This window comes from Azospirillum sp. RU38E (assembly GCF_900188385.1).
Lineage (GTDB): Bacteria > Pseudomonadota > Alphaproteobacteria > Azospirillales > Azospirillaceae > Niveispirillum.
Map to the genome: position 1 here is coordinate 77,293 of NZ_FZOI01000008.1, position 25,761 is coordinate 103,053.

28 protein-coding genes and 1 tRNA gene are annotated in these 25,761 nt (G+C 62.6%); 12 read left to right on the forward strand and 17 right to left on the reverse strand.

From position 1 onward, the window contains the following. Positions 1–73 precede the first annotated feature (73 nt). Positions 74–1,666 (forward strand): apolipoprotein N-acyltransferase, encoded by a 1,593-nt coding sequence (lnt, locus tag CHB97_RS14730; protein ID WP_089288744.1) that lies wholly within the window; start codon positions 74–76, stop codon positions 1,664–1,666. A gap of 9 nt (positions 1,667–1,675) precedes the next feature. Here the strand turns inward: lnt and CHB97_RS14735 are convergent, their stop codons facing one another. The 8 genes from CHB97_RS14735 to CHB97_RS14770 form a co-directional block, all read right to left on the reverse strand. Then, on the reverse strand, positions 1,676–2,101 hold the full coding sequence (locus CHB97_RS14735) for a nuclear transport factor 2 family protein (protein WP_089288745.1): 426 nt from the start codon (positions 2,099–2,101) through the stop codon (positions 1,676–1,678). Between the two features lie 70 nt (positions 2,102–2,171). After that, complete coding sequence (locus CHB97_RS14740) at positions 2,172–3,068, reverse strand: ParB/RepB/Spo0J family partition protein (RefSeq protein WP_089288746.1); 897 nt, start codon at positions 3,066–3,068, stop codon at positions 2,172–2,174. Further along, positions 3,061–3,870: a ParA family protein gene (locus CHB97_RS14745; RefSeq protein ID WP_089288747.1), complete on the reverse strand. Its 810-nt coding sequence runs from the start codon at positions 3,868–3,870 to the stop codon at positions 3,061–3,063. The genes CHB97_RS14740 and CHB97_RS14745 overlap by 8 nt, the downstream gene beginning before the upstream one ends. 45 nt (positions 3,871–3,915) lie before the next feature. After that, the gene (rsmG, locus tag CHB97_RS14750) at positions 3,916–4,521 is read right to left on the reverse strand and encodes a 16S rRNA (guanine(527)-N(7))-methyltransferase RsmG (RefSeq protein WP_089288748.1); all 606 of its coding nucleotides are present in this window, start codon (positions 4,519–4,521) and stop codon (positions 3,916–3,918) included. A 66-nt stretch (positions 4,522–4,587) separates the two neighbouring features. Then, positions 4,588–6,447: a tRNA uridine-5-carboxymethylaminomethyl(34) synthesis enzyme MnmG gene (mnmG, locus tag CHB97_RS14755; RefSeq protein ID WP_089288749.1), complete on the reverse strand. Its 1,860-nt coding sequence runs from the start codon at positions 6,445–6,447 to the stop codon at positions 4,588–4,590. An 82-nt stretch (positions 6,448–6,529) separates the two neighbouring features. Next, complete coding sequence (gene mnmE / locus CHB97_RS14760; protein ID WP_089288750.1) at positions 6,530–7,846, reverse strand: tRNA uridine-5-carboxymethylaminomethyl(34) synthesis GTPase MnmE; 1,317 nt, start codon at positions 7,844–7,846, stop codon at positions 6,530–6,532. A gap of 46 nt (positions 7,847–7,892) precedes the next feature. Continuing rightward, positions 7,893–8,261 (reverse strand): ferredoxin, encoded by a 369-nt coding sequence (locus CHB97_RS14765; protein ID WP_089288751.1) that lies wholly within the window; start codon positions 8,259–8,261, stop codon positions 7,893–7,895. After that, positions 8,258–8,518: a DUF6489 family protein gene (locus CHB97_RS14770; protein ID WP_089288752.1), complete on the reverse strand. Its 261-nt coding sequence runs from the start codon at positions 8,516–8,518 to the stop codon at positions 8,258–8,260. The genes CHB97_RS14765 and CHB97_RS14770 overlap by 4 nt, the downstream gene beginning before the upstream one ends. A gap of 185 nt (positions 8,519–8,703) precedes the next feature. Between CHB97_RS14770 and CHB97_RS14775 the strand changes: the two genes are divergently transcribed. The 3 genes from CHB97_RS14775 to CHB97_RS14785 all read left to right on the forward strand — a co-directional run bounded on the left by CHB97_RS14775 (position 8,704) and on the right by CHB97_RS14785 (position 12,597). Continuing rightward, positions 8,704–10,746, forward strand: coding sequence for a thioredoxin domain-containing protein (locus CHB97_RS14775; RefSeq protein WP_089288753.1), 2,043 nt, complete (start codon positions 8,704–8,706; stop codon positions 10,744–10,746). A gap of 71 nt (positions 10,747–10,817) precedes the next feature. Next, positions 10,818–11,513: a dienelactone hydrolase family protein gene (locus CHB97_RS14780; RefSeq protein ID WP_089288754.1), complete on the forward strand. Its 696-nt coding sequence runs from the start codon at positions 10,818–10,820 to the stop codon at positions 11,511–11,513. Positions 11,514–11,622: 109 nt separating this feature from the next. Next, the gene (locus tag CHB97_RS14785) at positions 11,623–12,597 is read left to right on the forward strand and encodes a quinone oxidoreductase (RefSeq protein WP_200819956.1); all 975 of its coding nucleotides are present in this window, start codon (positions 11,623–11,625) and stop codon (positions 12,595–12,597) included. 53 nt (positions 12,598–12,650) lie between these two features. Here CHB97_RS14785 and dnaQ read toward each other — a convergent pair whose 3' ends face one another. The 5 genes from dnaQ to CHB97_RS14810 are packed head-to-tail and all read right to left on the reverse strand — an operon-like array spanning position 12,651 to position 16,352. Continuing rightward, positions 12,651–13,331: a DNA polymerase III subunit epsilon gene (gene dnaQ, locus CHB97_RS14790; protein ID WP_089288756.1), complete on the reverse strand. Its 681-nt coding sequence runs from the start codon at positions 13,329–13,331 to the stop codon at positions 12,651–12,653. Then, the gene (gene coaE, locus CHB97_RS14795; protein WP_089288757.1) at positions 13,324–13,998 is read right to left on the reverse strand and encodes a dephospho-CoA kinase; all 675 of its coding nucleotides are present in this window, start codon (positions 13,996–13,998) and stop codon (positions 13,324–13,326) included. Before coaE ends, dnaQ begins: the two co-directional genes overlap by 8 nt. Next, the gene (locus CHB97_RS14800) at positions 13,995–14,843 is read right to left on the reverse strand and encodes a shikimate dehydrogenase (protein ID WP_089288758.1); all 849 of its coding nucleotides are present in this window, start codon (positions 14,841–14,843) and stop codon (positions 13,995–13,997) included. The genes coaE and CHB97_RS14800 overlap by 4 nt, the downstream gene beginning before the upstream one ends. 13 nt (positions 14,844–14,856) lie before the next feature. After that, positions 14,857–15,471, reverse strand: a complete 615-nt coding sequence (locus tag CHB97_RS14805; protein ID WP_089288759.1) for a nucleoside triphosphate pyrophosphatase — start codon at positions 15,469–15,471, stop codon at positions 14,857–14,859. Next, positions 15,471–16,352, reverse strand: a complete 882-nt coding sequence (locus CHB97_RS14810) for a pyruvate, water dikinase regulatory protein (protein WP_089288863.1) — start codon at positions 16,350–16,352, stop codon at positions 15,471–15,473. Before CHB97_RS14810 ends, CHB97_RS14805 begins: the two co-directional genes overlap by 1 nt. A gap of 540 nt (positions 16,353–16,892) precedes the next feature. Here CHB97_RS14810 and hemE point away from each other — a divergent pair. The 5 genes from hemE to CHB97_RS14835 all read left to right on the forward strand — a co-directional run bounded on the left by hemE (position 16,893) and on the right by CHB97_RS14835 (position 21,740). Next, a complete protein-coding gene (hemE, locus tag CHB97_RS14815; protein ID WP_089288760.1) occupies positions 16,893–17,939 on the forward strand; it encodes a uroporphyrinogen decarboxylase in 1,047 nt (348 codons plus the stop codon). Between the two features lie 25 nt (positions 17,940–17,964). After that, positions 17,965–19,014 (forward strand): hypothetical protein, encoded by a 1,050-nt coding sequence (locus CHB97_RS14820; protein WP_089288761.1) that lies wholly within the window; start codon positions 17,965–17,967, stop codon positions 19,012–19,014. Positions 19,015–19,099: 85 nt separating this feature from the next. Then, positions 19,100–19,654: a NifU family protein gene (locus tag CHB97_RS14825; protein ID WP_089288762.1), complete on the forward strand. Its 555-nt coding sequence runs from the start codon at positions 19,100–19,102 to the stop codon at positions 19,652–19,654. Positions 19,655–19,948: 294 nt separating this feature from the next. Continuing rightward, positions 19,949–21,043: a glucosaminidase domain-containing protein gene (locus tag CHB97_RS14830; RefSeq protein WP_160105882.1), complete on the forward strand. Its 1,095-nt coding sequence runs from the start codon at positions 19,949–19,951 to the stop codon at positions 21,041–21,043. Positions 21,044–21,149: 106 nt separating this feature from the next. Beyond that, the gene (locus CHB97_RS14835; protein WP_089288764.1) at positions 21,150–21,740 is read left to right on the forward strand and encodes a malonic semialdehyde reductase; all 591 of its coding nucleotides are present in this window, start codon (positions 21,150–21,152) and stop codon (positions 21,738–21,740) included. A 226-nt stretch (positions 21,741–21,966) separates the two neighbouring features. Here the strand turns inward: CHB97_RS14835 and ddpX are convergent, their stop codons facing one another. Continuing rightward, the gene (gene ddpX, locus CHB97_RS14840) at positions 21,967–22,518 is read right to left on the reverse strand and encodes a D-alanyl-D-alanine dipeptidase (RefSeq protein ID WP_089288765.1); all 552 of its coding nucleotides are present in this window, start codon (positions 22,516–22,518) and stop codon (positions 21,967–21,969) included. A gap of 128 nt (positions 22,519–22,646) precedes the next feature. Here ddpX and tsaB point away from each other — a divergent pair, with 128 nt between their 5' ends. Both tsaB and CHB97_RS14850 read left to right on the forward strand, forming a co-directional pair. Continuing rightward, a complete protein-coding gene (gene tsaB / locus CHB97_RS14845) occupies positions 22,647–23,333 on the forward strand; it encodes a tRNA (adenosine(37)-N6)-threonylcarbamoyltransferase complex dimerization subunit type 1 TsaB (RefSeq protein WP_089288864.1) in 687 nt (228 codons plus the stop codon). Position 23,334: 1 nt separating this feature from the next. After that, entirely contained in the window at positions 23,335–23,841 is a 507-nt protein-coding gene (locus CHB97_RS14850; protein ID WP_160105884.1) for a GNAT family N-acetyltransferase, read from the forward strand. Here the strand turns inward: CHB97_RS14850 and CHB97_RS14855 are convergent. Continuing rightward, positions 23,838–24,086: a sulfurtransferase TusA family protein gene (locus CHB97_RS14855; RefSeq protein ID WP_089288767.1), complete on the reverse strand. Its 249-nt coding sequence runs from the start codon at positions 24,084–24,086 to the stop codon at positions 23,838–23,840. The two genes, CHB97_RS14850 and CHB97_RS14855, sit on opposite strands and share 4 nt — an antisense overlap. Before the next feature lie 96 nt (positions 24,087–24,182). Here CHB97_RS14855 and CHB97_RS14860 point away from each other — a divergent pair, with 96 nt between their 5' ends. Further along, positions 24,183–24,605, forward strand: a complete 423-nt coding sequence (locus CHB97_RS14860) for a MucR family transcriptional regulator (RefSeq protein WP_089288768.1) — start codon at positions 24,183–24,185, stop codon at positions 24,603–24,605. Between the two features lie 110 nt (positions 24,606–24,715). On the opposite strand, the gene CHB97_RS25970 is transcribed toward CHB97_RS14860, so the two are convergent. Both CHB97_RS25970 and CHB97_RS14870 read right to left on the reverse strand, forming a co-directional pair. Then, complete coding sequence (locus CHB97_RS25970) at positions 24,716–25,387, reverse strand: hypothetical protein (protein WP_089288769.1); 672 nt, start codon at positions 25,385–25,387, stop codon at positions 24,716–24,718. Between the two features lie 184 nt (positions 25,388–25,571). Beyond that, a tRNA-Arg gene (locus CHB97_RS14870) sits at positions 25,572–25,648 on the reverse strand. Positions 25,649–25,761 lie beyond the last annotated feature (113 nt).

Here is a 25,761-nt window from a genome sequence, read left to right on the forward strand (position 1 = left end):
CCGGTGGACGCTCACCATCATGCCGCAATTGCGCTATAGAATGGGTCATCCGCCGATTGTTCCTTGAGAGAAGATGAGCGCCCTTTCCCTTGAAGCCGGCCCGCTGGCCGGCCTTGCCACCCGCCTCAAGGAACTGACCGGCTGGCGGCGTTATGGGCTGGCAGCACTGGCCGGGGCACTGGCCACGGCCAGCCTGCCGCCCTTCCATATGCTGCCGCTGCTGCTGGTATCATTTCCGCTGCTGCTGTGGCTGCTGCAGGGGGCGGGGACGGCGAAGCGCACCTTCTGGGTCGGCTGGTGCTTCGCCTTCGGCCATCATGTGCCGGGGCTTTATTGGATTTCAGTGGCGCTGTTTGTCGATATCGGCCGCTTCTGGTTCATGCTGCCGCCCGCCGTGCTGGGCCTGCCGGCCCTGCTGGCCGTGTTTGTCGGGTTGGGCTGTCTGCTGCATCGTTGGCTGGTGGGGCGGTTCGGGCTGGGGCCGGTGGCCTCCCTGCTGGTCTTCGCCCTTTGCTGGACGGGGATGGAATGGCTGCGCGGCCATATCTTCACCGGCTTTCCCTGGAACCTGATCGGCTATGGCTGGTGGCCGGTGAAGCCGGTGCTGCAGGCGGTTTCCGTCACCGGCATCTATGGCTTGTCGCTATTGACCGTGCTGCTGGCCAGCCTGCCGGCGCTGGCTGTGGGGACGACCTGGCGCCGCCCGGCCGCCGCCGGTCTGGCCGGGCTGGTGCTGCTGGCCGGCTGGGGGGGCTGGCGGATGGCGGGGCAGGGGCTGGAGACGGTTCCCGGAGTCACCCTGCGCGTGGTGCAGCCCAATATCCCGCAGACCTTAAAATGGGATCCCAATGCCAAGCTGAACAATGTCCGCCAGACCATCAACCTGTCCGCCGCCGATGGCTGGGAGAAGGTCAGCCATATCATCTGGCCGGAAACCGCCATCCCCTATTTCCTGCAGGCCCCCGCCGATGGCAATGACAGCGCCGTGCTGGCCCAGACGGTGGGGCGCATCGCGCCGGCCGGCGGTCTGCTGATCACCGGGGCGCCGCGGGTGGGACGCGGGGCCGATGGGGCGGAACATTATTATAACAGCCTGTTCGCCCTGGATGCCGGCGGCGCCATCACCGCCACCTTCGACAAGTTCCATCTGGTGCCGTTTGGCGAATACATGCCGCTGCGGGATTTTCTGCCCGCCGGCATCAATGCCGTGGCAGCCTCGGCCAGTGATTTCAGCCCCGGTCCCGGGCCGCAAACCCTGACCCTGCCGGGCCTGCCCGCGTTCAGCCCGCTGATCTGTTACGAGGTGATTTTCCCCGGCCATGTCGCCCGCACCGGTGAGAACCGGCCGCATTGGCTGCTGAACCTGACCAACGATGCCTGGTACGGCAATTCCACTGGCCCCTATCAGCATTTCACCATCAGTGCCGTCCGCGCGGTGGAGGAGGGGCTGCCGATGGTGCGTGCGGCCAATACGGGCATTTCCGGGGTGGTCGATGCCTATGGCCGCGTCACCGCCCGGCTGGGTCTGGGGGAGACCGGCCACCTGGATGCCGCTCTCCCCGTGGCCGCCCCGGTCACGCCCTATGCCCGTTTCGGGGATGGGATGCTGGCGCTGCTGATGGGGCTGGTGGCCGGGTTGGCGGTGCTGACGCGGCGGCTGGGTTAAAACCGCAGCCTATTCCTGCGAACCCGGCAGCTTGCCCGGTTCTTCATAGGCGATGACCACCGCCAGCTTCCACCCGGCAGCCGCATCCCGCCGCAGCACATAGGAGGTGGAAAAGCGCATGATCTCCGCCCGGTCCTCGCTGCGCAGCAGCCACAAGACCTCGGCCCGCGCCAGATCGGGGCCGCAGGGCCAGGCCCAGACGGCGGCGGGCACCGGCCAAGCCAGGCCAATGCCGTGATAGGTGGCGAACATCGCCTCCACATAGTGCTGCACCGCTGCATCATCGGCATGGGTCAGCGGATGGGCCGCCGTCAGCACCGTCAGCGGCCGGTCAAACAGGGCGGTCAGGGCCGCCGCGTCATAGGCGGCGAAGGCAGCGCTGTAACGATCAAAGAAAGCCGCAACCTCGGCCCCGGTCCGATTTTCGCTGTCCATGGAAGCCTCCATTTAATTTATTGATTTTATTGCCATAAAAGAAAGGGGCGCCGAAGCGCCCCTTTGGAACTCACCGCCGCAGGATGCGGTTCAGCACCCCATCCAACTGATCCAGATTGCGGTAATGGATCTGCAGCGTGCCCTTCGGCCCGTTGGCGGACAATGTCACCTTCAGCCCCAGCGCGTGCGACATTTCCCGTTCCAGGGCCACCGTATCCGGCGCCTTTTCCTTTGGCGCAGGGGCAGCGCTGGCCGGCTGTTCGGCCATGCGCTTCACCAGCGCTTCCGTCTGGCGCACATTCAGGCCCTGCTTGATGACCTCCTGCGCCAGGGCCAGCGGGTCGGCCGCCGTCAACAGGGCGCGGGCATGGCCCATGGACAGGCTGCCATCCTGCACCAGCGCCTTCACCGGGTCGGGCAGGGCCAGCAGGCGCAGCATGTTGGCCACATGCGACCGGCTTTTGCCGACGGCGCGCGCCAGATCTTCCTGCGTATGCTCAAACTCATCCATCAACCGCTTGAAGCCTTCGGCTTCTTCCAGCGGGGTCAGGTCGGCGCGCTGGATATTCTCGATCAGCGCAATTTCCAGCGCCTCCCGATCCGTCAGCGTGCGGACCAACACCGGCACTTCATGCAGGCCCGCCAACTGGGCAGCCCGCCAGCGGCGTTCACCGGCGATGATCTCATAGGATTGCGCGCCCGGTGCCGCTGCAGGATCTTTACGCACCAGCAGCGGCTGCAGGATGCCACGCTCCCGCACGCTTTCCACCAGGGCCGACAGGTCATCCTCGTCGAACTTGCGGCGCGGCTGATATTTGCCGGGGTGAACATGGTCGATGGGCAGCAGCCGGGTCAGGCGCACCCGATCCACCTGCTGTTCCTCCTCACCACCTGTTGCTTCACCGAACAGGGCGGAAAGGCCACGTCCCAGGCCGGTCCGCTGCTGATGCTTTTTCGGTTCATCCATAAGCCAACTGCCGCTTCCGCTCGCGCTTCAACATCTCGCCCGCCAGATGGATATAGGCCTGTGCGCCGGCTGACTTGTGGTCATACAGCAGCACCGGCTTCCCATGGCTGGGCGCCTCGGATACCCGCACATTGCGGGGGATCACTGTCTCGTACACTTTCTCCCCGAAGAAGCCGCGCACATCGGCGGCCACCATGTCGGAGAGATTGTTACGACGATCAAACATGGTCAGCACCACGCCGTTGATTTCCAGCGTGGGGTTGAAAGCGCGCTTCACCCGCTCGATGGTGCGGATCAGATGCGACAGCCCTTCCAGGGCATAGAATTCACATTGCAGCGGCACCAGCACGGCATCCGCCGCCGCCAGCGCATTCAGGGTCAACAGGCCCAGGGCAGGGGGGCAATCGATCAGGATATAATCGAAGCCGCCGGTGGATTTTTCCAAACTGTCCTTCAGGCGGAATTCCCGGCGTTCGACGCCGACCAGTTCCACCTCCGCGCCCGACAGATCGACATTGGCCGTCACCACCCACAGGCCGGGGACCGTGGTGGTCACCGCCACCTCTTCCACCGTCAGGTCGGCAAACAGCAGATCATAAATGCCAAATTCGCGGTTGGACTGGGGAATGCCCAGGCCGGTGGAGGCATTGCCCTGCGGATCATTATCGATGATCAGCACGCGCTTGCCCACCGCTGCCAGGGCGGTGGCCAGGTTAATGGTGGTGGTGGTTTTCCCCACGCCGCCCTTCTGGTTGGCAAGCGCGATGATATGGGCACGGGTGGCGGGAATGGGCAGAGACATGCTCGACACTCTCGTTAACCTCAGGTTTGGCGCGCGTGACGCGGATCAGCGCGGAGAAATGTCGGACAGGCGAAGCAAGGTGCCCGCCGCGTCAGTCTGGCTGGGAAAACGCTCAATGCGCATATTCCAGGAATCTCGCACGGCGGTCAATTCATCCTCCGCTGTCTTGCCCTTGGGGAACAGGCAAACACCTTCCTTTTTCAACAGGCGGTGTGCCCAGGGCAACAGCATGGTCAGTTCCGCCAGGGCACGCGCCGACACAATATCCGCCGGCGGCACCTCCGCCACCTCAATCCGCACGGCATGGACGGTGGCCGGAGCCCCCGTCAAGCGGGCGGTTTCCCGCAAAAAGGCGGCCTTGCGTACATCGGATTCCACCAGATGCACCGACGGCACCCCCATGATGGCCAGCACCAGACCGGGGAAGCCGGCACCCGATCCCAGATCGACCTGAACCTGGGTTCCTGCAGGGACCAGCGCAAATAACTGGGCGGAGTCGGCCAGATGGCGGCCCCAAATATCATCCAGAGTGCTCTTGGCCACCAGATTGATGGCCGGGTTCCACTTGCGAAGTTGGGCCTCATAGACCTGCAGCTTGTCCAGTGTTTCACGTGAAACACCGAAACGGGCCTGGAACTGCGCCGGGGTCATCAGCATCCTCTAAGGCAACGGAACAGGGGCCAGCGATAACGAAGCCGGCCCCCCGTCGTCAAGCGATCAAGCGGCTGTATGCCGCTTCTTCACATGGCGCAACAGGGCGGTCAGCGCTGCAGGCGTCATGCCGGGAATACGGGCAGCAGCCCCCAGGGTCGCCGGCTTGGCATTGCGCAGCTTCTGCCGGATTTCGGCAGAGAGGGAGGCGATGCTGTCCGGGTCCAGATCGGTCGGCAATTCCAGCGCCTCATCCTTGCGGAAGGCACGGATATCGGCTTCCTGCCGATCCAGATATCCGGCGTACTTGCCATCAATTTCCACCTGCTCGGCAATGTCCGGCGACAGGCTGTTCAGTTCCGGCCAGACCTGGCAGAGGCGGGGGAAATCAATCTCTGGATAGCGCAACAGGTCCAGCGCCGTGCGGCGGACGCCATCCTTGTTGATATGCAGCCCGTGCTTCTCCAACTCATTCGGCGTGGCCGACAGGCCGGTGAACAGGGCTCGCGCCTCGGCCAGCGCCTGCTTCTTCGCCGCCCAATGGGCGGTACGTTCGGCCCCGATGACGCCGATGGACAGGCCCCGGTCGGTCAGCCGCTGGTCGGCATTATCGGCGCGCAGCAACAGGCGATATTCCGCCCGGCTGGTGAACATGCGGTAGGGCTCGTTGGTGCCGCGCGTGATCAGATCATCAATCAGCACACCGATATAGGCTTCCGCCCGGTCCAGCACGAAGGGGGCGGAACCGGCAACGGCCAAGGCGGCATTGATACCGGCGATCAGCCCCTGCGCCGCCGCTTCCTCATACCCGGTCGTACCGTTGATCTGCCCAGCCAGGAACAGGCGGGGCAGGCGGCGGGTTTCCAGCGTGCGGGTCAGCTCACGCGGATCAATATAATCATATTCGATGGCATAGCCGGGCCGGATCATCCGCACCTGTTCCAGGCCGGGGATATGCTTGAGTATTTCAAGCTGCACATCGCGCGGCAGGCTGGTGGAGATGCCATTGGGATAAACCGTGTCATCGTCCAGCCCCTCCGGCTCCAGGAAAATCTGGTGCCGGTCCTTGTCAGCGAAGCGGACAATCTTGTCCTCCACGCTGGGGCAATAGCGCGGGCCGATGCCTTCGATCTGGCCGGAATACATCGGCGCCCGGTGGATATTCTCCCGGATGATGCGATGGACCGCCTCGGTCGTATAGGTGATGGCACAATCGATCTGCGGTGTGGTGATGGCGCGGGTGAGGGTGGAGAAGGGCGGCGGCGGCATGTCGCCCGGCTGCGCTTCCAGCCCCGCCCAGTCAATGGTCTTGCCATCCAGGCGGGGGGGCGTGCCCGTCTTCAACCGGCCCAGGGTAAAGCCCACCCGTTCCAGCGTGTCAGACAGGCCGAGGGCCGGGGCTTCGCCCACACGGCCAGCGGGAATTTTCTCTTCGCCAATATGGATCAGGCCGCGCAGGAAAGTGCCGGTGGTCAACACCACGGCCCCGGCGCGGATGGTTTCGCCCGTCGCCGTCACCACGCCGGCGCAATGGCCGGCGGCGTCGATCACCAGATCTTCCACCGCGGCTGCGATGATGGTCAGGTTTTCCTGTGCCGCCAATGCTGCCTGCATGGCGTTGCGATAAAGCTTGCGGTCGGCCTGGGCGCGGGGGCCGCGCACGGCAGGGCCCTTTGACCGGTTCAGGATGCGGAACTGGATGCCGCCCTGGTCGGTGACACGGCCCATCACCCCATCCAGCGCGTCGATCTCCCGCACAAGATGGCCCTTGCCCAAACCACCGATGGCCGGGTTGCACGACATCTCGCCAATGGTTTCGATCTTATGGGTCACCAGCGCCGTGCGGGCACCCGCACGCGCCGCCGCAGCGGCAGCCTCGCATCCCGCATGGCCGCCGCCAACCACGATCACATCATAGTTCTGCATGGGGCGGAAAATACGGCGAAATGGTTCGCCTGTCAAAGCGGCGGGTGCGCATGGGTCATAGCGCGCCGCCGCTGGGGTGGGGCTATTTCCCGATGCAGAAATCCCGGAAGATCACGTCCAGCAATTCTTCCACATCCACCCGCCCGGTGATGCGACCCAGGGCGCGGGCGGCGAGGCGGACATCTTCGGCGGCCAGTTCGGGCAGGGAGGCGGAGAGCGCCCGCTGCAGGTTCTCCCGGCATTCCTCCAGCGCCGCCCGGTGGCGGGCGCGGGTCAGAGCCGGGGCACCGGACGGGGCGTAGCGGCGGGAGACTTCATCGGTCAATGCCTGCAGCAGCGCCGGCACGCCGTCGCCGGTGCGGGCGGAGACCTGCAGCACCGGCTGGGCGGACAGCGGCGGGGTGGCGCCCGGCTGGTCAGCCTTGTTCATCACCAACAGCGCATCGCCATCGGCTAGGGCTAGGGTCGCCGGGTCGGGATCGGACAGGCCATCGAAGACCAGCAGTTTCAGGTCCGCCTTGGCCGCCCGGTCCAGTGCCCGGCGAATGCCTTCGCTTTCCACCTGATCGGCGGCATCGCGCAGGCCCGCCGTGTCGGCCAGCAAAACCGGATAGCCGCCCAAATCCAACTGCACCTCAATCACATCGCGCGTCGTGCCGGCCTGGTTGGAGACGATGGCCACATCACGCCGGGCAATCGCGTTCATCAGGCTGGATTTGCCGGCATTGGGTGCCCCCAGAATGGCAATGGAAATCCCATCACGCAGCCGCTCCCCCCGGCCTTGATCGGCCAGATGCGCGGATAGCTCCTCCACCAAGGCCAACACCACCGGGCGCACGGCGTCGGACAGGCCGCCGGGCAAATCCTCCTCCGGGAAGTCGATATCGGCTTCCAGATGGGCCAGCGCGCGGGTCAGCCGGTGACGCCAGCCCTCATAAAGCTGGCCCAAGGCGCCTTCCATCTGGCGCAGGGCCTGGCGGCGCTGCGCGGCGGTTTCGGCATCCACCAGATCGGCGATGGCCTCGGCCTCGGTCAAATCCAGCTTGCCATTCTCAAAGGCCCGCCGGCTGAACTCCCCCGGTTCGGCCACGCGCAGGCCCAGATGGGTCAGGGCGCTGGTGGCCGCGTTCAACACCGCCCGCCCGCCATGCAGATGCAGTTCCGCCACATCCTCACCGGTAAAGCTGGCCGGGCCGGGGAACCAGAGCAACAGGGCCTTGTCGAACAGCTCCCCGGTCGCCGGATCGGTCAGGCCCGCCAGCCGGGCCATGCGCGGACGGGGTAGGGTACCCGCCAGCGCCTGCAGGGTGGGGCCTGCAGCGGGGCCTGTAATCCGGATCACCTGCACCCCGGCACGGCCGGCGGCAGAGGCCAGGGCAAAAATCGTATCGGCCTGCATCAGCGGTGTTTCACGTGGAACATGGAAGGGAACGGGCGGGAAGGGCTCAGCCCTGACGGGCGGCAATATCTTCGGGCTTTTTGTCCTGCGGCTGCAGCATCAGCCGTTCCACCCGCGCGCCCTCCACCAGATGGGTCTGCAGGATCTCATCAATATCGGCCTTGTCACGGAACGTGTACCAGACCCCTTCCGGGTAGATCACCAAGCAAGGCCCAAGCTCGCAGCGGTCGAGACAGCCGGCATTATTGATGCGCACCTGCTTGCCCAGACCCAGGCCGGTGGCCTTCTTCTTCATATAATCGCGCAGCTCATCCGCGCCCTTTTCGCGGCAGCAGCCACGGGGGTGGCCCGGCTCCCGCTCATTGGTGCAGCAGAACACATGGGCACGGAAATACAGGGCGGGATCGTCGCTCACTTCTTGCCATCCTTCGGCCCGGTGCCCATGGCGTTGGACATCTGCGACCACATTAATTTCTGGAACTGTTCAAAGCCCTGCAGCCCCATGGGCAGCCAGGTCTTGAACATGGTTTCCGGGTCCATGGCGGCGATGTTGGCGGAAAGCTGATCCTGCATCTGCCGCATCAGCGCCTGTTGCATGGGCTGCACATCGGGCAAGCCCATGAAGGTCCGCGCCTCCTCCGGCGTACAGTCGATATCGATCGTGACCTTCATGCCGCACCTTTCGCGCTGTTGCTGGCGCAACAGAGTGCGTCAGCCATGTTCCGGTTCGGGCTGGATTTTTCCCGCACCCTGGGTTCAACACAAGGATAAACTAAATGAGAGTCATGGGCCTGACGCGTTTGTCTGGCAGAATGACGAAAAGAGAAGCGGCGTGGCAGCGCCGCAGGAGAGAATCAATGTCCACAAACGCCAACAGCACCAGCGGTAACCGGTTGGGAGAAGAGACCAGCCCCTATCTTCTGCAGCATAAGGACAACCCCGTCCATTGGCTGGCCTGGGGGCCAGAAGCGCTGGCCAAGGCCAAGGCGGAGGGAAAACCCATCCTGCTGTCGGTCGGCTATGCCGCCTGCCATTGGTGCCATGTGATGGCGCATGAGAGTTTCGAGAATCCGGCCATCGCCGAACTGATGAACCAGCTATTCATCAATATCAAGGTGGATCGGGAGGAGCGGCCGGACATTGACCAGATCTATCAGCAGGCCTTGGCGTTGCTGGGCCAGCAGGGTGGCTGGCCGCTGACCATGTTCCTGACGCCCGATGGGCAACCTTTCTGGGGTGGCACCTATTTCCCGCCAGAGGCCCGCTGGGGCCGCGCTGGTTTCCCCGATGTACTGCGCGGGGTGGCCGCGACCTATGCCAGGGAACCGGACAAGGTTCAGCGCAATGTCACAGCATTGCGCGATGCCATGCTGCGACTGGCCCAGGGGCGCCCGGGCAGCGATGTCGGGCCCGATACGCTGGTGCAGGTGGCGGGTCAGTTGGTGCGCGAAATTGATCCGCGCTGGGGCGGCATCGGGGAGGCACCCAAATTCCCCCAGCCCTCCATCTTTGAACTGCTATGGCGGGCCTATCGGCTGAGCGGTAAGCCGGAATTCAGCGCCGCCGTCACCCATACTTTGTCCTGCATGGCGCAGGGCGGCATCTATGATCATCTGGGCGGCGGCTTTGCCCGTTATTCCACCGACGAGATGTGGCTGGTGCCGCATTTCGAAAAGATGCTCTACGACAATGCCCAGCTTGTGGAGCTGATGGCCCTGGTCTGGGCGGAGACGCGCAACCCGCTGCTGGCCACCCGAATTGAGGAGACCATCGGCTGGGTGCTGACGGAGATGGTGGCCGAAGGCGGCGGTTTCGCCGCCACCCTGGATGCCGATAGCGAGGGGGAGGAAGGCCGCTTCTATGTCTGGAGCCTGTCGGAAATCCAACGCCTGCTGCCCGCCGATGATCTGGACCTGTTCTGCCAGACCTATGGGGTAACGGCAGAGGGCAATTGGGAAGATCACAATATCCTGACCCGCATGGGGCAGGCGGGGCTGAGCGATCCGGCAACGGAAGAAAGATTGGCCCGCTGCCGCGCCATCCTGCTGCAGGCCCGCGCCGGCCGGGTGCGTCCCGGTTGGGATGATAAGGTGCTGGCCGACTGGAACGGGTTGATGATCGCCGCCATGGCCAAGGCGGCGGTTCTGTTCGACCGGGCCGATTGGCTGGGGGCCGCCCGCACCGCCTTTGCCTTTGTCAGCGGTCAGATGACCCGGCCGGATGGGCGGCTGTACCATAGCTGGCGCGACGGCCGTGCCCGGCATGATGGCACGCTGGAAGACCATGCCAATATGGCCCGTGCCGCCACGGCGCTGTATGAGGCAACCGGGGACCGCCGCTTCCTGGATCAGGCCGAACGCTGGGTTGGCCTGATCCAGAAGCATTTCCATGATGATGCCGATGGCGGCTATTTCGTCACCGCCGATGATGCTGCAGGGCTGATCATGCGGCCCCGTCATGCCCATGATAATGCCGTGCCTGCAGGCAATGGCACCCTGGTTGGCCTGTTCAGCCGCCTCTGGTATCTGACCGGCAAGGATGAATATCGCCAGCAGGCCGACGCCCTGATCACCGCCTTCGCCGGGGAGGTGGGGCGGAACTTCTTCCCCCTGGCAACCTATCTGAATGGTATTGACCTGCGCCATAACGGCATCCAACTGGTGCTGATCGGGCAACCGGGGGAACAAGGGCTGCAGGCCCTGCAGCAGGCGTCCAACAGCCTGTCCTTGCCCAACCTGATCAGCCTGCATTTTTCAGCCTGCGATGAAATTCCCCCCGGACATCCAGCCACGGGAAAGGCTATGGTTAACAATCTGGCGACGGCTTATGTATGTCGTCAGCAAAGCTGTTCGTTACCCGTGACAGGGCCCGAAGAACTGCGTCGCCTGCTTGGGGCGTAAATAGTCGGGGCCCTTATGTCAGTGCTTTCATCCGACCCTTTTTCACCACCACCTTGTGAAGGATTTTTCCCATGACCGAGGTTACGATCCAGGCCAATGATGGCGGCAGCTTCAATGCCTATCTCGCCGCCCCTGCAGGGGGCGAGGGCGCAGCGATTATCGTTATTCAGGAAATTTTCGGCGTGAATGCCAACCTGCGTGCCATTTGCGACAAGTACGCGGCGCAAGGTTATTTTGCCATCGCCCCCGATCTGTTCTGGCGCCAGGAACCCGGCGTTTCCATCACCGACCAGACGGAAGAGGAATGGAAAAAGGCGTTTTCACTCTATCAGGGTTTCAACGAGACAAAGGGCGTGGAAGATCTGGAAGCCACGCTGGATTTCATCCGCGCCTATCCCGGCGTCACTGGCAAGGTCGGCTCCGTCGGTTTCTGCCTGGGGGGCAAGCTGGCCTATTTCATGGCCACCCGCACGGACGCCGATGCCAATGTCAGCTATTATGGTGTGGGCATTGAGGCCAGCCTGGGTGAGGCGTCCGCCATCGTGCATCCGCTGCTGATGCATATTGCGGAGAAGGATGGTTTCGTGCCGCCCGAGGCTCAGGCCAAAATCCGCGAGACGCTGGCCGGCAACGCGCTGGTGGAACTCCACACCTATGAAGGCCAGGACCATGCCTTCACCCGCATCGGCGGCAAACATTATGATGAGCGCGCCGCCACCATTGCCCATGGCCGCACGGCGGAATTCTTCGCCAAGAACCTGGCGTGATGATGAAGGACAGGCCCTGTGATGATCATCGCAGAGGCTGAGTATTCCCGCTTGCATGATCAGGGCCGGCCATTGCGCCGGCCCTTTTCTTTTCCGCAGGAGTGAAGTGATGACCCATGCCATCCGCGTACACAGCCATGGCGGGCCCGAGACGCTGCGTTGGGAGCCCGTGACCGTCGGCCAACCTGCAGCGGGGGAAGTGCTGATCGAGCACAAGGCGGTGGGGTTGAACTTCATCGATGTCTATTTCCGCACCGGCCTTTATCCCGCTCCCTTGCCCTTTACCCCCGGTATGGAGGGGGCGGGCGTGGTGCTGGCGGTGGGGCCAGGAGTGGATTATCTGGCACCCGGCGACCGGGTTGGCTATGGCAATTCACCCTTGGGGGCCTATGCCGAACAAAGGCTGATCCCGGCGGATCGGTTGATCAAGCTTCCGGACTGGCTGGATGATGAAACTGCCGCCGCCATGCTGCTGCAGGGGCTGACAGCGCAATATCTGCTACGACAGACCTATGTGGTGAAGCCGGGTGACACGATCCTGATCCATGCCGCTGCCGGCGGGGTGGGGCTGCTGGTTTGCCAATGGGCGAAGGCTTTGGGAGCCACGGTGATCGGCACCGTGGGCAGTGCAGAGAAAGCCGCCCTGGCACAGGCCCATGGCTGTCACCATACGATCCTGTATCGGCAAGAAGATGTGGTGGCCCGGGTGCGGGAACTGACGGGCAGCAAGGGTGTCGATGTCGTTTATGACAGCATCGGCAAGGATATGTTTGACCGCAGCCTGGATTGCCTGAAACGGCGCGGCCTGATGGTCAGCTTCGGCAATGCCAGCGGGCCGGTGCCGCCGGTGGATATCAGTATCCTGAACAAGAAGGGCGGGCTGTTCATCACCCGTCCGTCACTCGGCCATTACGCCGGGACACGGGATGAGATGCTGGCCATGGCGGATGACCTGTTCGCCGTGGTGAAAGACGGCACGGTGAAGGTCAACATCAATCAGCGCTTCGCCCTGCAGGATGCGGCCGAAGCGCATCGGGCACTGGAAAGCCGGGCAACGACGGGGGCAACGGTGTTGGTGGTGTGACCAACATCCATCATTCAGAAACACGAAACGTGAGGTGTTTCACGTGAAACACCTCACTCCGCCAGCCACAGCGGTGACTTGAAGCCCTTGATAAAAGCCTCATGCGCCGCCAGCTCTTCTGCGGTTGGCGCGTGCGGGCGGGGGGGACGCGCCACGCGTTTGATCACCACCGGGCCGCTATCCGTCGCCTGCGACGCCGGCCCACCGGCCAGCACAAGGTCAGGCTGGCGACCGCCCATCAGTTCCAGATAAACCTCTGCCAGCAGCTGGGCATCCAGTAGGGCGCCGTGCAGGGTGCGGTTGGAATTGTCGATCTCAAACCGGCGGCACAGCGCATCCAGGCTGGCGGCAGCACCGGGGAAGCGCCGGCGGGCAATCTTCACCGTATCGATTACCGGGTTGGTCAGCTTGGGCATCCCCAGCCGCGCCAGCTCCGCATTCAGGAAGCCCATATCGAAACTGGCATTATGGATCACCAGCGTACTGTCGCCGATGAAATCCAGAAACTCGCCCACCACCTCGGCAAAGACCGGCTTGTCGGAAAGAAAGGCTGCAGACAGGCCATGAACTGCCTCTGCCTCTGCAGGCATGTCGCGTTCGGGGTTGATATATTTGTGCAGCACCTTGCCGGTGGCGATATGGTTGAACGTCTCCACACAGCCCAGCTCCACCAGCCGATCGCCATTCAGCGCATCAAGGCCGGTGGTTTCGGTATCCAGAATAATCTCACGCATGGGGCTTTTTCCAGCGGCTGAGGAAAGGGGACATTCGATCACGGGGCAGGCGGCGTGGGGGCCAGACCCGGCCAGCCGCCTGCAGAGGCAGGGTTTTAACGATATGGGCCAAATGGCGGAAGGTGACGGCCCGGCCCAAACCGGTCGGCACGGTATAATCCGCCAACCGGCGCTTCAGCACGTCCGGCATCTGCCGAACCAGAATACGATCCAGCTTCACCGCATCCATACCCGGCCGGGCCAGCACGCGTGAGCGCTGCAGGAAGCGGGGGGCAGAGACGACCAGCACCTGATCCACACGCGCCCGGCCGCCTGTCTCATATAGCAGCGGGATATCCATCACCACCAGCTTCATGCCGCGTTTTGCCTGCAGACGCAGGAAGTCGCGCGACGCCTTCTGCACCAGCGGATGCACCAAAGCTTCCAGGCGCTGCAGGGCGGCCGGGTTGCCCAGCACGGCGGTGGAAAGGGCCACCCGGTCTACCGCCCCATCCCGCACCGCTTGCGGAAACAGCGCCTGGATGGGGGCGACCGCCGCACCGCCACGGGCATAAAGCCGATGCACCGTGGCATCGGCATCATGCACCGGACAGCCCAGGCGACGCAGCATCGCGGCCGCCGTGGATTTGCCCATGCCGATGGAACCTGTCAGTCCCAGAACAATCATGCAAGCCCCAGCACATGCCGGCGCAAATCATCCGTCACCTGCGGATCCGTGCCGAACCAGGCGTGAAAGCCGGGCCGGGCCTGATGCAGCAACATGCCCAAGCCATCGACAATGGCATTGCCGCGATCCAAAGCCGCCTGCAGCAAGGGGGTGATCAGCGGGGTATAGACGATATCCGTCACCAGGGCGGTGCCGGGCAGGGACGACAGGTCGATCTGCAGCGGCGGCTGACCCTGCATCCCCTGGGTGGTGGTATTGACCAGCAGGGCCGCCCCCTGCAGGGCCTCGGCCCGGTCTTCCCAATCCAGCACCTGCAGACGCGGATCGGCCAGATCGCTGGCCAGTTCCTCTGCCCGCGCGCGGGTGCGGTTCAACAGGCGGATGCCAGGGGCACCGGCATCCAGCAGCGCCACGGCCACGGCACGGGCAGCACCACCGGCCCCCAGCACCACCGCTGCACCGCTGCCGACATCCCAACCTGCAGGGGCGCCGGCCTGCAGGCTCTGCCAGAACCCATACCCATCGGTATTGCGGCCTTCCAGTGAGCCATCGGGCAACACCAGTACCGTGTTCACCGCCCCGATGCGCCGCGCACTGTCATCCAGCCGATCCACCAGCCTGAACACCGCCTCCTTATGCGGCACGGTGACATTGCAGCCGCGAAAACCCAAGGCGGGCAGGGCACGCAAAGCCTGTTCAATCCGATCCGGCGGTACCGCCAGCGGCACATAGGCACCATCGATGCCATACTGGTTCAGCCAATATCCATGCAGCAACGGGCTGCGGGAATGGCCAATCGGCCAGCCCATCACACCTGCCAGCAACGCCTTGCCGGTCACCATCATCAAAGTCCCTTTGTTAAACCGGCAGCAGACGCCGCACGCGCAGGAAATCCAGCAGAGGCAGCAAAGGCAGCCCCTGGATGGTGAAATGATCACCCTTTACCCTGCTGAACAACTGGGCGCCCAACCCTTCCAGCATATAGGCACCGGCACAGCCCAGCACCGCGTCACCCGCCAGATCCAGATAGCGTTCAATGAAGCCATCCGATAAAGGCCGCATGGTCAGTTCTGCCTGATCAATATGGTGCCAGACACGGGCACCATTATGAAACACCACGACGGCGGAATAGAGCCGATGGGTGCGGGCCGACAGGGCGCGCAGATGCGTAAATGCATCGGACCGATCAATCGGTTTGTCATACCAGACGCCATCGCATTCCAGCATCTGGTCAGCGCCGATGACATAGGGGCCGGTATATTTGCGCGCTAGCTTGGCCGCCTTCAGGTCGGCCAGCGCCTCAGCCACCTCCGGCGGGCGCATCCCGGCGGCCTTGCCGGAATGTTTCATCTCCTCCTCATCCACCCGCGCGGCCTCGGCATGGACCTCCAGCCCGGCGGCTTCCAACATGCGGCGGCGGGACGGGCTGGCGGAGGCCAGGATTACCGGTTCGGCTGACAGAAAGGCCGACATCAGGCTTCCTCCTCAGTCTTGCCTGCAGGGGCCGAGGGGGCGGCGGCCACGGCGACCCCATGCGGCATCAGTTGCGGGCGGCGGCGGGAAAGGATCATCATCACCTCCGCCGCCGTCTCCTCAATCGAACGGCGGGTGACGTCGATCACCGGCCAGCCCTTGCGGGTGTAAAGCCGGCGTGCCTCCATCAATTCTTCCCGCACCTTTTCCGGATCGACATAGGAGGTGTCGTCGCCCTGGTTCAACAGGCGCAACCGGTTGCGGCGGATGGCCACCAGCCGTTCGGCATCCTTGGTCAGACCGACAATCAACGGCCGGCTCAACAGGTCCAGTTCCGGCGGCAGGGGGCAGCCGGGGACATAGGGGATATTGGCCGCCTTGATGCCGCGATTGGCCAGATAGACGCAGGTGGGCGTCTTGGAGGTACGGCTGACCCCGACCAGAATGACGTCGGCATCATGCAGACCCCAGGCACTTTGCCCGTCATCATGGTTAAGGGCGAAATCCATCGCGTCGATACGGTCAAAATATTGCGCGGTCAGCGCGTGCTGGCGGCCGGGCTTGCTCTGGCTTTCCAGCCCCAGATAGGCTGCCAGCGCATTGATCAGCGGATCCAGCACCGGGATGCAGGGAATACCCAGCTCCCGGCAGGTTTCCTGCAGGCGGCGGCGCAGCTTGTCATTCACCAGGGTGAACATGACCATGCCGGGATTTTCCCGGATGCCATCGACCACCATGTCCAGCTGCCGTTCGGTCCGCACCAGATTCCAGAAATGTTCGACCGGTTCGGCCTGTTCAAACTGGCTGGTGCAGGCCCGGGCGACGGAATTGATGGTTTCCCCTGTCGCATCGGAAACCAGATGCAGGTGAAAGCTGCGCACTTCCCCCGCCGGTTTGGCCGGGCTGGCGGGCAGGGGGCGGATGGGGGGCGGCGGGGTTGTCGGCATCTGCAGGGGACCATCCTGGGGACAAAGGGGAGCGCATCTGTGAACAAGTCGGCAAAATGCGCCAAGCCCTCGATTCAATCAAGGTAAGCCCGGATTCCATGAGTCCGCTTGCTGGACGGGGGATGAGTTTCGCAGACCCATGGGTGAATCAAGGACGAATCGGGCCTGACTGCACTTTTATCCCCAGAATCCGCAGCCTCTGCGAAACAAGGATTTCCCTGGAAAATGAACCAATCGTGCGCACGCTTTTCCACAGAACTTTTCCACACCTGAAACAGGCCTTCCAGCCTGTGGACAAAGATGCGGACAAATGGGAATTACCGTTATCCACAGGCCCTACTTCTTACCTACATCCTAACTAAAAAAATAAAGAGTTATAGGGAAGGGATGGGATAAGGTCGGGTGGAGACCCCGAGATCGGGAACCGGATGTCGGGCACGCCCCGGCGTAATCGTGTGCAGCCGAGAAGACGAGATGACGTTCAAGCCGATGCTGGCCGCCCTGGCCGGACAGACCCAGACCCCGCCGCCTTTCTGGCTGATGCGTCAGGCCGGCCGCTATCTGCCGGAATACCGCCAGGTGCGGGCGCAGGCCGGTGGATTTCTCGATCTGTGCCTGAACCCGGAACTGGCCTGCGAGGTGACGCTGCAGCCGTTGCGCCGGTATGGCATGGATGCAGCGATCCTGTTCTCCGACATTCTGATCATCCCCTGGGCCCTGGGACAGGGGCTACGCTTCGCCGAGGGGGAAGGGCCGGTGCTGGACGCCATCCGTGACGCGAGCGGTCTGGCGGGGCTTAAACCGGAGGGAATGCACGACAGGGCGGCCCCCATCTATGAAACCGTGTCACGCATTCGGGCCGCCCTGGATGACCGGACCACCCTGATCGGGTTCGCCGGCTCGCCCTGGACGGTTGCCTGCTACATGGTGGAAGGCGGCGGGTCGAAGGAATATGCCAAGGTCAAGCGCTTCGCCTATACCGATCCGGCCGGGTTCGACCGGCTGATCGACATTCTGGTGACCGCCACCGTGGATTATCTGTCCGCCCAGGTGAAGGCCGGGGCGGAGGTGCTGCAGCTGTTCGACAGCTGGGCCGGCGCCTTGAGTGCCGCCGATTTCCAACGCTATTCCGTGGAACCGACCCGGCGCATTGTTGCCGCGCTGAAGGCTCTGCATCCGACGGTACCGATCATTGGCTTTCCGCGCATGGCCGGTCTCAATCTCGTCTCCTATGTGGAACAGACGGGTGTGGATGCCGTTTCGCTCGACCCCTCGGTCCCGCCGGAATGGGCGGCGGCCCACCTGCAGGGCAAGGTGGCGGTGCAGGGCAACCTGGACCCGGTGGTGCTACTGGCCGGTGGGGAGGCCCTGGAGAAGGCCACCCTGTCGCTGCTGGATCAACTGGGGCAGGGGCCGTTCATCTTCAATCTGGGTCACGGCATCATCAAGGAGACGCCGCCGGAACATGTGACCCGGCTGGCAGGCTTGATCCGCGATTGGCAACCTGCGACAAAGGCTTGATCCCTTTTCGGAAACGGCCGCGCCCATGTCGCTTTATCCGTCCCCCCGATGGCGCATTGCCGTGGTGCTGCTGCGCCACGCAATGCCCGCGCAGCGGGCGGATGTGTTTGCCTACCTGCAGCGCCTGTTGACGGCGTTTCAGCCGGAAATGCCGCCCTGGCGCCGCCGGCTGAAGGCCCGGCTGGCGGCACTGCGCTGGACGGACAGCGACCTGTTTCCGGCTGAACCGGACCAGGGCCCCTGGCTGACAACCCTGGAAGAAAAGCTGTGGGACCAGGGGGATGTCCGGCTGTTCCAGGCCCCGCTGCATGACGATGCCGCAATGGGCCGGGTGGTGGATGAGGTGGCGGCATGGCGGGCGGATGAAACCCTGCTGTTGCCGGCCGATCCGTTTTACACCCCGCCGCGCAATGGCCATGCCATGGATGCCTGGCGCCGGTTGACGGCTGCTGCAGGTTTCCGTAAGGCCAACCGGGGCCTTTGCTGTCACCCGACCGATCCACTGATGCTGCGGGCCCTGGTGCGGCGGATCGCCCCGGTGCTGGAGACGGCCAGCCTGCAGGGCCGTGCGCAGCTGCTGATGGTGCTGCCTTGGGGCCTTGAAACGGCGGAGGGTGATCCCGCCCTCTGGCAGGCAGACCGGCTGGCCCGTGAGTTATCGCCCTTATTGGGACTGCAGCCCGGTCGGGTCACATTGTGCCAGCTGGCTTTGCCGGGTCTACCGCTCTCATCGACCAGTCTGCCGGGGCTAAGGGGGGCGCTGGAACATCTCTCCGGCCTGGATACGCCGGTGCTGGTACTTCCCTTTACCCCGCTGCCTGCAGGTCTGCAGGGCTGGGCGGAAAAGGCGGGCGTTCGGCACCTGCATCTGGTCGGGCCGGGCGATCCGGCCCTGGAAATGGCTTGGCAGACCCATCTGGTCCGGCAGGCCCGCGCCGGGCATGAGGGTATCTGCGCCGGCTTCGGGGCCCGCCAGTGTCCTGGAGAACACAGCTTGTGCCCTTATCGCAGCCCGGCCGTCTTTGCCCCGCCTGCAGCGGGGCTGCAACTGGCAGCCATGCGCGAGCGTGCTTGATTAAATCGGCAAACGGTCCCACCTTCGGCAGCAAAGCAGGTCCACATCCCGGCCATGCCGGGGGACGCCATGGGAATTATTGCCAATGTTCATCCAGACCGAAGAAACCCCGAACCCCGCCACCCTGAAATTCATCCCCGGCCGGGATGTGCTGGGCAGCGGCACGGCTGATTTCACGGACAGCCAGGATGCCACCAGCCGTTCCCCCCTGGCCGAACGGCTGTTCGCGGTGGAAGGGGTGACCCGTGTCTTTCTGGCCGGTGATTTCATCACCGTCACCAAATCCGATGGCCGCGACTGGTACGTGATGAAGCCCGGTATTCTGGGCGCCATCATGGAACATTTTGCCAGCGGCCGGCCGGTCCTGCTGCAGGCCCAGGCCGATGATAATCAGGTGAATGAGGATGACGATGAGATCGTCGCCCAGATCAAGGAATTGCTGGATACCAAGGTCCGTCCGGCCGTTGCCCAGGATGGCGGGGACATCACTTTCCATGGTTTTGAACGCGGTATCGTCTATCTGACGATGAAGGGTGCCTGTGCCGGTTGCCCCAGCAGCACCGCTACCCTGAAGTCTGGGATCGAAAATATGTTGAGGTACTACATCCCAGAGGTTGTCGAAGTTCAGCAAATCAGATAAGGTTTGCGCGACTGCCAAAATTTGAACTAAATTGGCAGGTAAATGCAGTGCCGGTGGGCGAAGCCCTTCCGGGGTCTTCAGGCCCCGCCGGCACCTCTTGATCGGTGGCTGAGGCCCAGGAAGGGCGTCACCGATGGGGCGTGTGCATTTGCATTCGGCCGGCCCTTATTTCGGGCGTGATCGGCCAATACGGAGTTTGCTCCGGCACCGGGAACTGGGCGCCACACCCCATATCCAAACGATATGGCGGGCGGACTGTTCCCTTCGGCTTGGACAGTAAGGGGTTTAAATTCAATGCAGACAGACGCGAACGAGGGCCATACCGGCCCCCGCTATACGGCTGTTTGTGCCGTCTTCCTGCTGATTACCGTCATCATTCCTTCCACTGTTTTCACCTGGGCATCCGGGCGGACACTGGAGGCGACGGCGCGGGAATTCATCCTTCCGGTTTTACGCCCGGCTACGGCTTTTGCCGCTGTCCCGGTGTCAGCACCGGCTGAAAAGCCGGCCGGGGGGGATGAGGCCAGGATCGTTCAACAGGCCTTTGCGCTGGATGCGCGGGGCGCGTTGGATCTGTTCCAGCAGCGCGACTACCATATTGACGGCGTTCGCAGCGGTGAGCTGCAGGTGCCGCGTCTGGTGCTCAGCGATCTGCCCCTCGGCATAAAGAAGCTGGACAGCACGGATGAACGCAAGGCCGTCTTTGTGAAGACGCTGCTGCCGTTGATCCTGCTGACCAATGAACAGGTCCAGCGGGAGCGGGACCGTCTGCAGAAACTGGCGGCCCAGAAGGCTGCAGGCCATGCGCCGTCCCAGGCTGACCGCATCTGGCTGGCCGAACTGGCGGGTCGCTATGGGCTGAAGGCGGAGGGCGAGGTCAATGTGAAGGCATTGCTGCAGCGGGTCGATGTGGTGCCGGTTTCCCTGGCCCTGGCCCAGGCAGCGGAAGAAAGCGGCTGGGGTACCTCCCGCTTCGCCCAGAAGGGCAATGCGCTGTTCGGTGAATTGACCTGGAATGCCGAACATGAAGGCATCGTGCCGCGCAATCGCCGGCAGGGGGAGACCCATCGTTACCGTTCCTTTGTAGCGCCCAAGGCCAGCATCGAAAGCTATGTCCAGAACCTGAACACCCACCGCGCCTATGCCCAGTTCCGCCAGGTGCGGGCCAGCCTGCGCGCCCAGGGCAAATCGCTGGACAGCCTGCAGCTTGCCAATTCGCTGGTAAGCTATTCGGAACGGGGCAATGATTATGTCCGGACTATCCGATCGCTGATCCGCGCCAATGCGTTGCGGGATTTCGATAATGCCGTGCTGCGGGATGACGGCATGGAACTGGTGGTTAATCCGGGCAAGAGCAGCGGCATTATGGAAGCATCGCTGCGGCGTTGAAGGCTTGCCGCCCTTCTGCAGGTTCCGTCATAAAGGGGGAGGCTGGTTTCGTTGATAAACCGCTTTCCCACCGTAACCCGGTGGCACCCAACAGACTGGATGCAAGATGAGCCATACCCTTGATCAGGCCGGCGCTGAGCTGCTGTTCACCCAGGCCCGCACCCATAATGCCTGGCTGGATAAGCCGGTGGATCCGGCGCTGCTGCACCGTATCCATGATCTGCTGAAATGGGGGCCGACCAGCGCCAATTGCAGCCCCTTGCGCGTGCTGTTCCTCACCAGCGCGGAAGCCAAGGAAAAGCTGCGCCCGGCTTTGTCCCAAGGCAATCTGGCCAAGACCATGACGGCACCCGTGGTCGCCGTGCTGGCCTATGACAACCAGTTCTATGACCATTTGCCGCGGCTGTTCCCGCATACGGATGCGCGATCCTGGTTCACCGGCGATCCGGCGGTTGCGGCGGCCACGGCTTTCCGCAATGGCACCCTGCAGGCTGGCTATTTCATTCTGGCCGCCCGGGCGGTGGGGCTGGATTGCGGGCCGATGTCGGGGTTCGATGCTGGTCAGGTCAATGCCAGTTTCTTCCCCGATGGCCGTTATCAGGTGAATTTCCTGTGTAATCTGGGCTATGGCGATCCGGCTGGGCTGCATCCGCGCAGCCCACGCTTTGATTTCGCGGATGTCTGCCAGATTCTGTAAGAGTCTAGCTGGAGAGTTTTCATTTATTATCAAACCCTTGTTGGAAGATCACCGTCACCCCGGCGAAGGCCGGGGTCCAGAATCACAGGCACATTGCTCTACGAACTTGGACCCCGGCCTTCGCCGGGGTGACGGTGAGGCAAAATGTAAAATCGCGTAAGACTCTGAAAAAAGAAAACTTTCCGGACAGACATTAAGGGATGAGCAGGGGCCGGCCCCGGTGTGATCACATCAGGGCCGGCCCCATCGCCGCATCCTCCACCAGCGGATAGGAGGCGGCGTCGGGCAATTGGTAATGCCACCATTCAAAGGCATAATGCTGCCAGCCGGCTGCCGCCATGATGCCCAGCAGCAGGGCGCGGTTACGCTGTGCCGTAACACTGATGCTGGTATCGCCATGATAGGCGATGGGCCGCATATCATCGAAATCGGTTCCCATCTCCAGCAGGTCACCGTCAGGTGTTGCCAGGGTCAGATCAATGGCCACCCCGCGGCCATGGCTGGACCCGATGCGCGGGTCGGCGATGAAGGTGGGATCGGGCAGGGCATTCCACAAAGCCCATTGCGCTGCCGGTGGGCGATAGGCATCAAAAATATGCAGCCGAAGCCCTTGCGCTGCGGCCAGCCGAACCGCGACCTGCAGCCGTGCGGCCGCCTGCGGGTGCAGCAGGCAGAGCGGCCGCGCGAAGATGGGCCTTCCCGTCAGATTATCCGCCGTGGCATAGCGAAGATCGAGATCGACATCGAAGGTCGGCGGGGCAATGGTCACGAAGGGCATGGGGCTGCAGGCTCCGGGCTGGTCTGGCCCCCTTTTGCGGCAAAAGGTGGGTTTTCGCCAGGGTGCTGTGCCGTCAATGTCATAGGAAAGGGTGGCCCGATGGGGCCGTTGAGGGGATTGGATTGGGCATGATCACCCTGGGGCTGGATACGGCGACCAGCGCCTGCGCCTGTGCGCTCTGGTCACAAGGCGAAGGACGGGCCCTGGCTGTGCGGGCAGAGGAGATGCAGCGCGGGCAGGCCGAACGTCTGGTCCCGCTGGTGCAGGAGACCCTGCAGCAGGCCGGGCTGGGGTTTGGTGATATAGCCCGCATCGCGGTCACTGTCGGCCCCGGCACCTTTACCGGTCTGCGGATCGGTCTGGCGGCCGCACGCGGCTTCGCGCTGGCCGCCAATTGTCCCCTGATCGGTGTCACCAGTCTGGAAGTGGCGGTGGCAGGCCTGCCACCGGCCGCTGCAGGCCTGCAGGCCCTGGCCGCCATTGAAAGCCGCCGGGAGGAGCTGTTCCTCCAGCCCTTTGCCGCCGATGGAACCCCGCTGGCTGAGCCTGTCGATATGGCGCCGGCCCTGCTGGCCGATTTCGCCGCCCGGCTGTTTCAGCCACAACCAATGGTCATTGTTGGCGATGCTGCACAGCGGGCAGCCGAGGCATTGGGGCCATGGCCGGCGGGTCTGCAGGTGGTCACCACCCATGGCGGGGCGGAGGCGTTGGCCGGTGCCCGCATCGCCGCCCGCCTGGATGCGGCGGCCATTGCGGGGCGGCCGGCTGATCCGTTGTATATCCGCCCGCCTGACGTCACCCTGCCGGGCCGCTGACATGGCGATGGGTTTGCAGATCATTGAAGCCACCATGGTGCATCTGCCGGTGCTGGATGTGCTTCAGCAACAGGCTTTCGCTGACCCGCAGACCAGCGGACCCCCTTGGACGGAAGCCGCTATCGCCGGCATGTTGGGTATGCCCGGTGTTCTGACTCGCCTGCTGCACCGGGATGGCCAAGCCTGCGGAATGGCCATGTGGCGTGCCGTGGCGGATGAGGCGGAATTGCTGACCATCGGGGTATTACCCAATGGGCGCGGCCAGGGCCTGGGCCGGATGCTGTTGCTGGATGGGCTGGAAATACTGGCCGGCTATGCTGTTGAAACAGTTTTCCTGGAGGTGGCGGTCAACAACCACACGGCCATCCAACTCTATGAAAAGCAGGGTTTCACCACGGTGGGGCGGCGCCGTAATTATTACGGAACAGGGGCCGCAACTGTTGATGCCCATGTCATGTCTTTGCGTATTTCCGAGCGGAAACAATCACCTGCCGAGCAGAACCGCTAGTTTTTCCGGATAAAAATCCGGTATGGGCCAGTAAGTTCGCCCGGATTTTCCGGTTGAACTTCACCCACCTCATATCCATGCTCACGCAGACTGGCGGGAACATTTTGCAGCGGTTCGCCGAAATTCAACCTGACTTCAAGGACTTGACCTTTGGGTAACTTTTCGACGGCAAGTTTTGTCCGCACGAATGTCATTGGGCAGACAAGGCTGGTGATGTCGAGAAAATGATTCACAGTGTTTTTCATCAAAGGCCATCCTTTTGGCACGCTTTAAAACGTTATTGCACATCACCAGAATAAGACTTATATCACGTGTGAGTTCCTTGTCCGGAGCAAAGATAGATGAACAGCGTTTCCTCCCAGCCCGAGCTTTTGTCTCTCACCACAGAGATTGTCGCGGCACACGTCTCCAATAATACAGTGGCGATCCATGATCTTCCTGCCCTGATCGAGCAGGTTTATCGTACCTTGTCCAACGTCGGCACCGAGCCGGTGGTGGTGAGCGAGAAGCCGCAGCCGGCCGTGCCGATCAAGAAGTCGGTGACGCCGGAATATATCGTCTGCCTGGAAGATGGCAAAAAGTTGAAGATGCTGAAGCGGCATCTGAAGACTGCCTATAATATGAGCCCGGAAGAATATCGCGACCGCTGGGGTCTGCCGTCGGATTATCCGATGGTTGCCCCCAATTACGCCAAGCAGCGCTCCCGTCTGGCCAAGCAGATCGGTCTGGGCACCCGCGCCCGCCGTCCTGGTGAGGATGAGTGATCCCAGGTTGGTAATTTGATCCGCGTGGGTATTTTGCTCCGTGATCGCGTTCAGCGGCCATATGCATCATGCATATGGCCGTTTATGCATCGGGACAGTGGTTTCAACACCTAATCAACTGGTGCACGGGTGACCGAAATCGCCAATGCTGCGCAGGTCCAGTGAGTAATTTTTCCATCTTTCTTAATGTCGATCCCACCCAGGTGGGACCAATCCCACTTTGATTTTAATTCGTCTGTGCCAAGACCGTCTTTGAATTCTTCATATATTTTATTAACCATATGCTCCAGATTCTCCTGCCGCTGGCCGGTGCGGTGAAACACAAAGGCGCCAAAAACGGCCCCTTTAAGGTCTCTGCAGGGCCGGTTTTGCCGTGTAATTAGAATCTCACGGATGCGCTGACCATCAGATCCCACACAATCCTGCTTTCGTTTCAGTTCAATATGAACAAGGGGATTATCCCCTTTACAGCTGATGATGATATCAGCACGGCGACGATCCCCGTTTATGCCATAAAAATATTTATAGAGTGCTTCGGGATGGACGCGCATCGTCGAGCCCACCAATGCCTGATGACAGGCTTCGGCGACATGTGTTTGCATCACATTCTCTATTCCGGCATCCGATAGCCAATATTCGCTCGACCACCGTTTATAAGCTTCATTGGCTGTTTCGATGCCCTTCAAAACCGGCGCCACCAAACGCCAGGGCGTAAGCTGGGAGGGGAACAGCAGGCTGGTTTTGGTTTGGGTAGAGGACGTATCATCCAAAGCATCGATCATTCTACCCTCATTGCTATTATAACGAGCATATCATAGCTATTTTTGATCGAATGTAGATGATTTTTGTTCCGTTTCCCCGCATCGGCCCTTTGGCACGGGAATGAACAGAAGCGTCATGCGCCAACACATGGCGCATTATCAGACTGATCTATTTCAGCCTGCCCAATTTCATTTGAAGGGAAGGTGGCGGACCCGAATGGATTCGAACCATCGGCCTCTGCCTTCGGAGGGCAGCGCTCTATCCAGCTGAGCTACGGGTCCATGCCGGCCATCGACCCAGGCTTCCTGGGCGGGCGGCGCGGACCATAGCGCATTGAAACCGGCTTGCAAATATTTTTCTCACGCATTCGGGGGGAAAGTGCGGTGACCGGCCT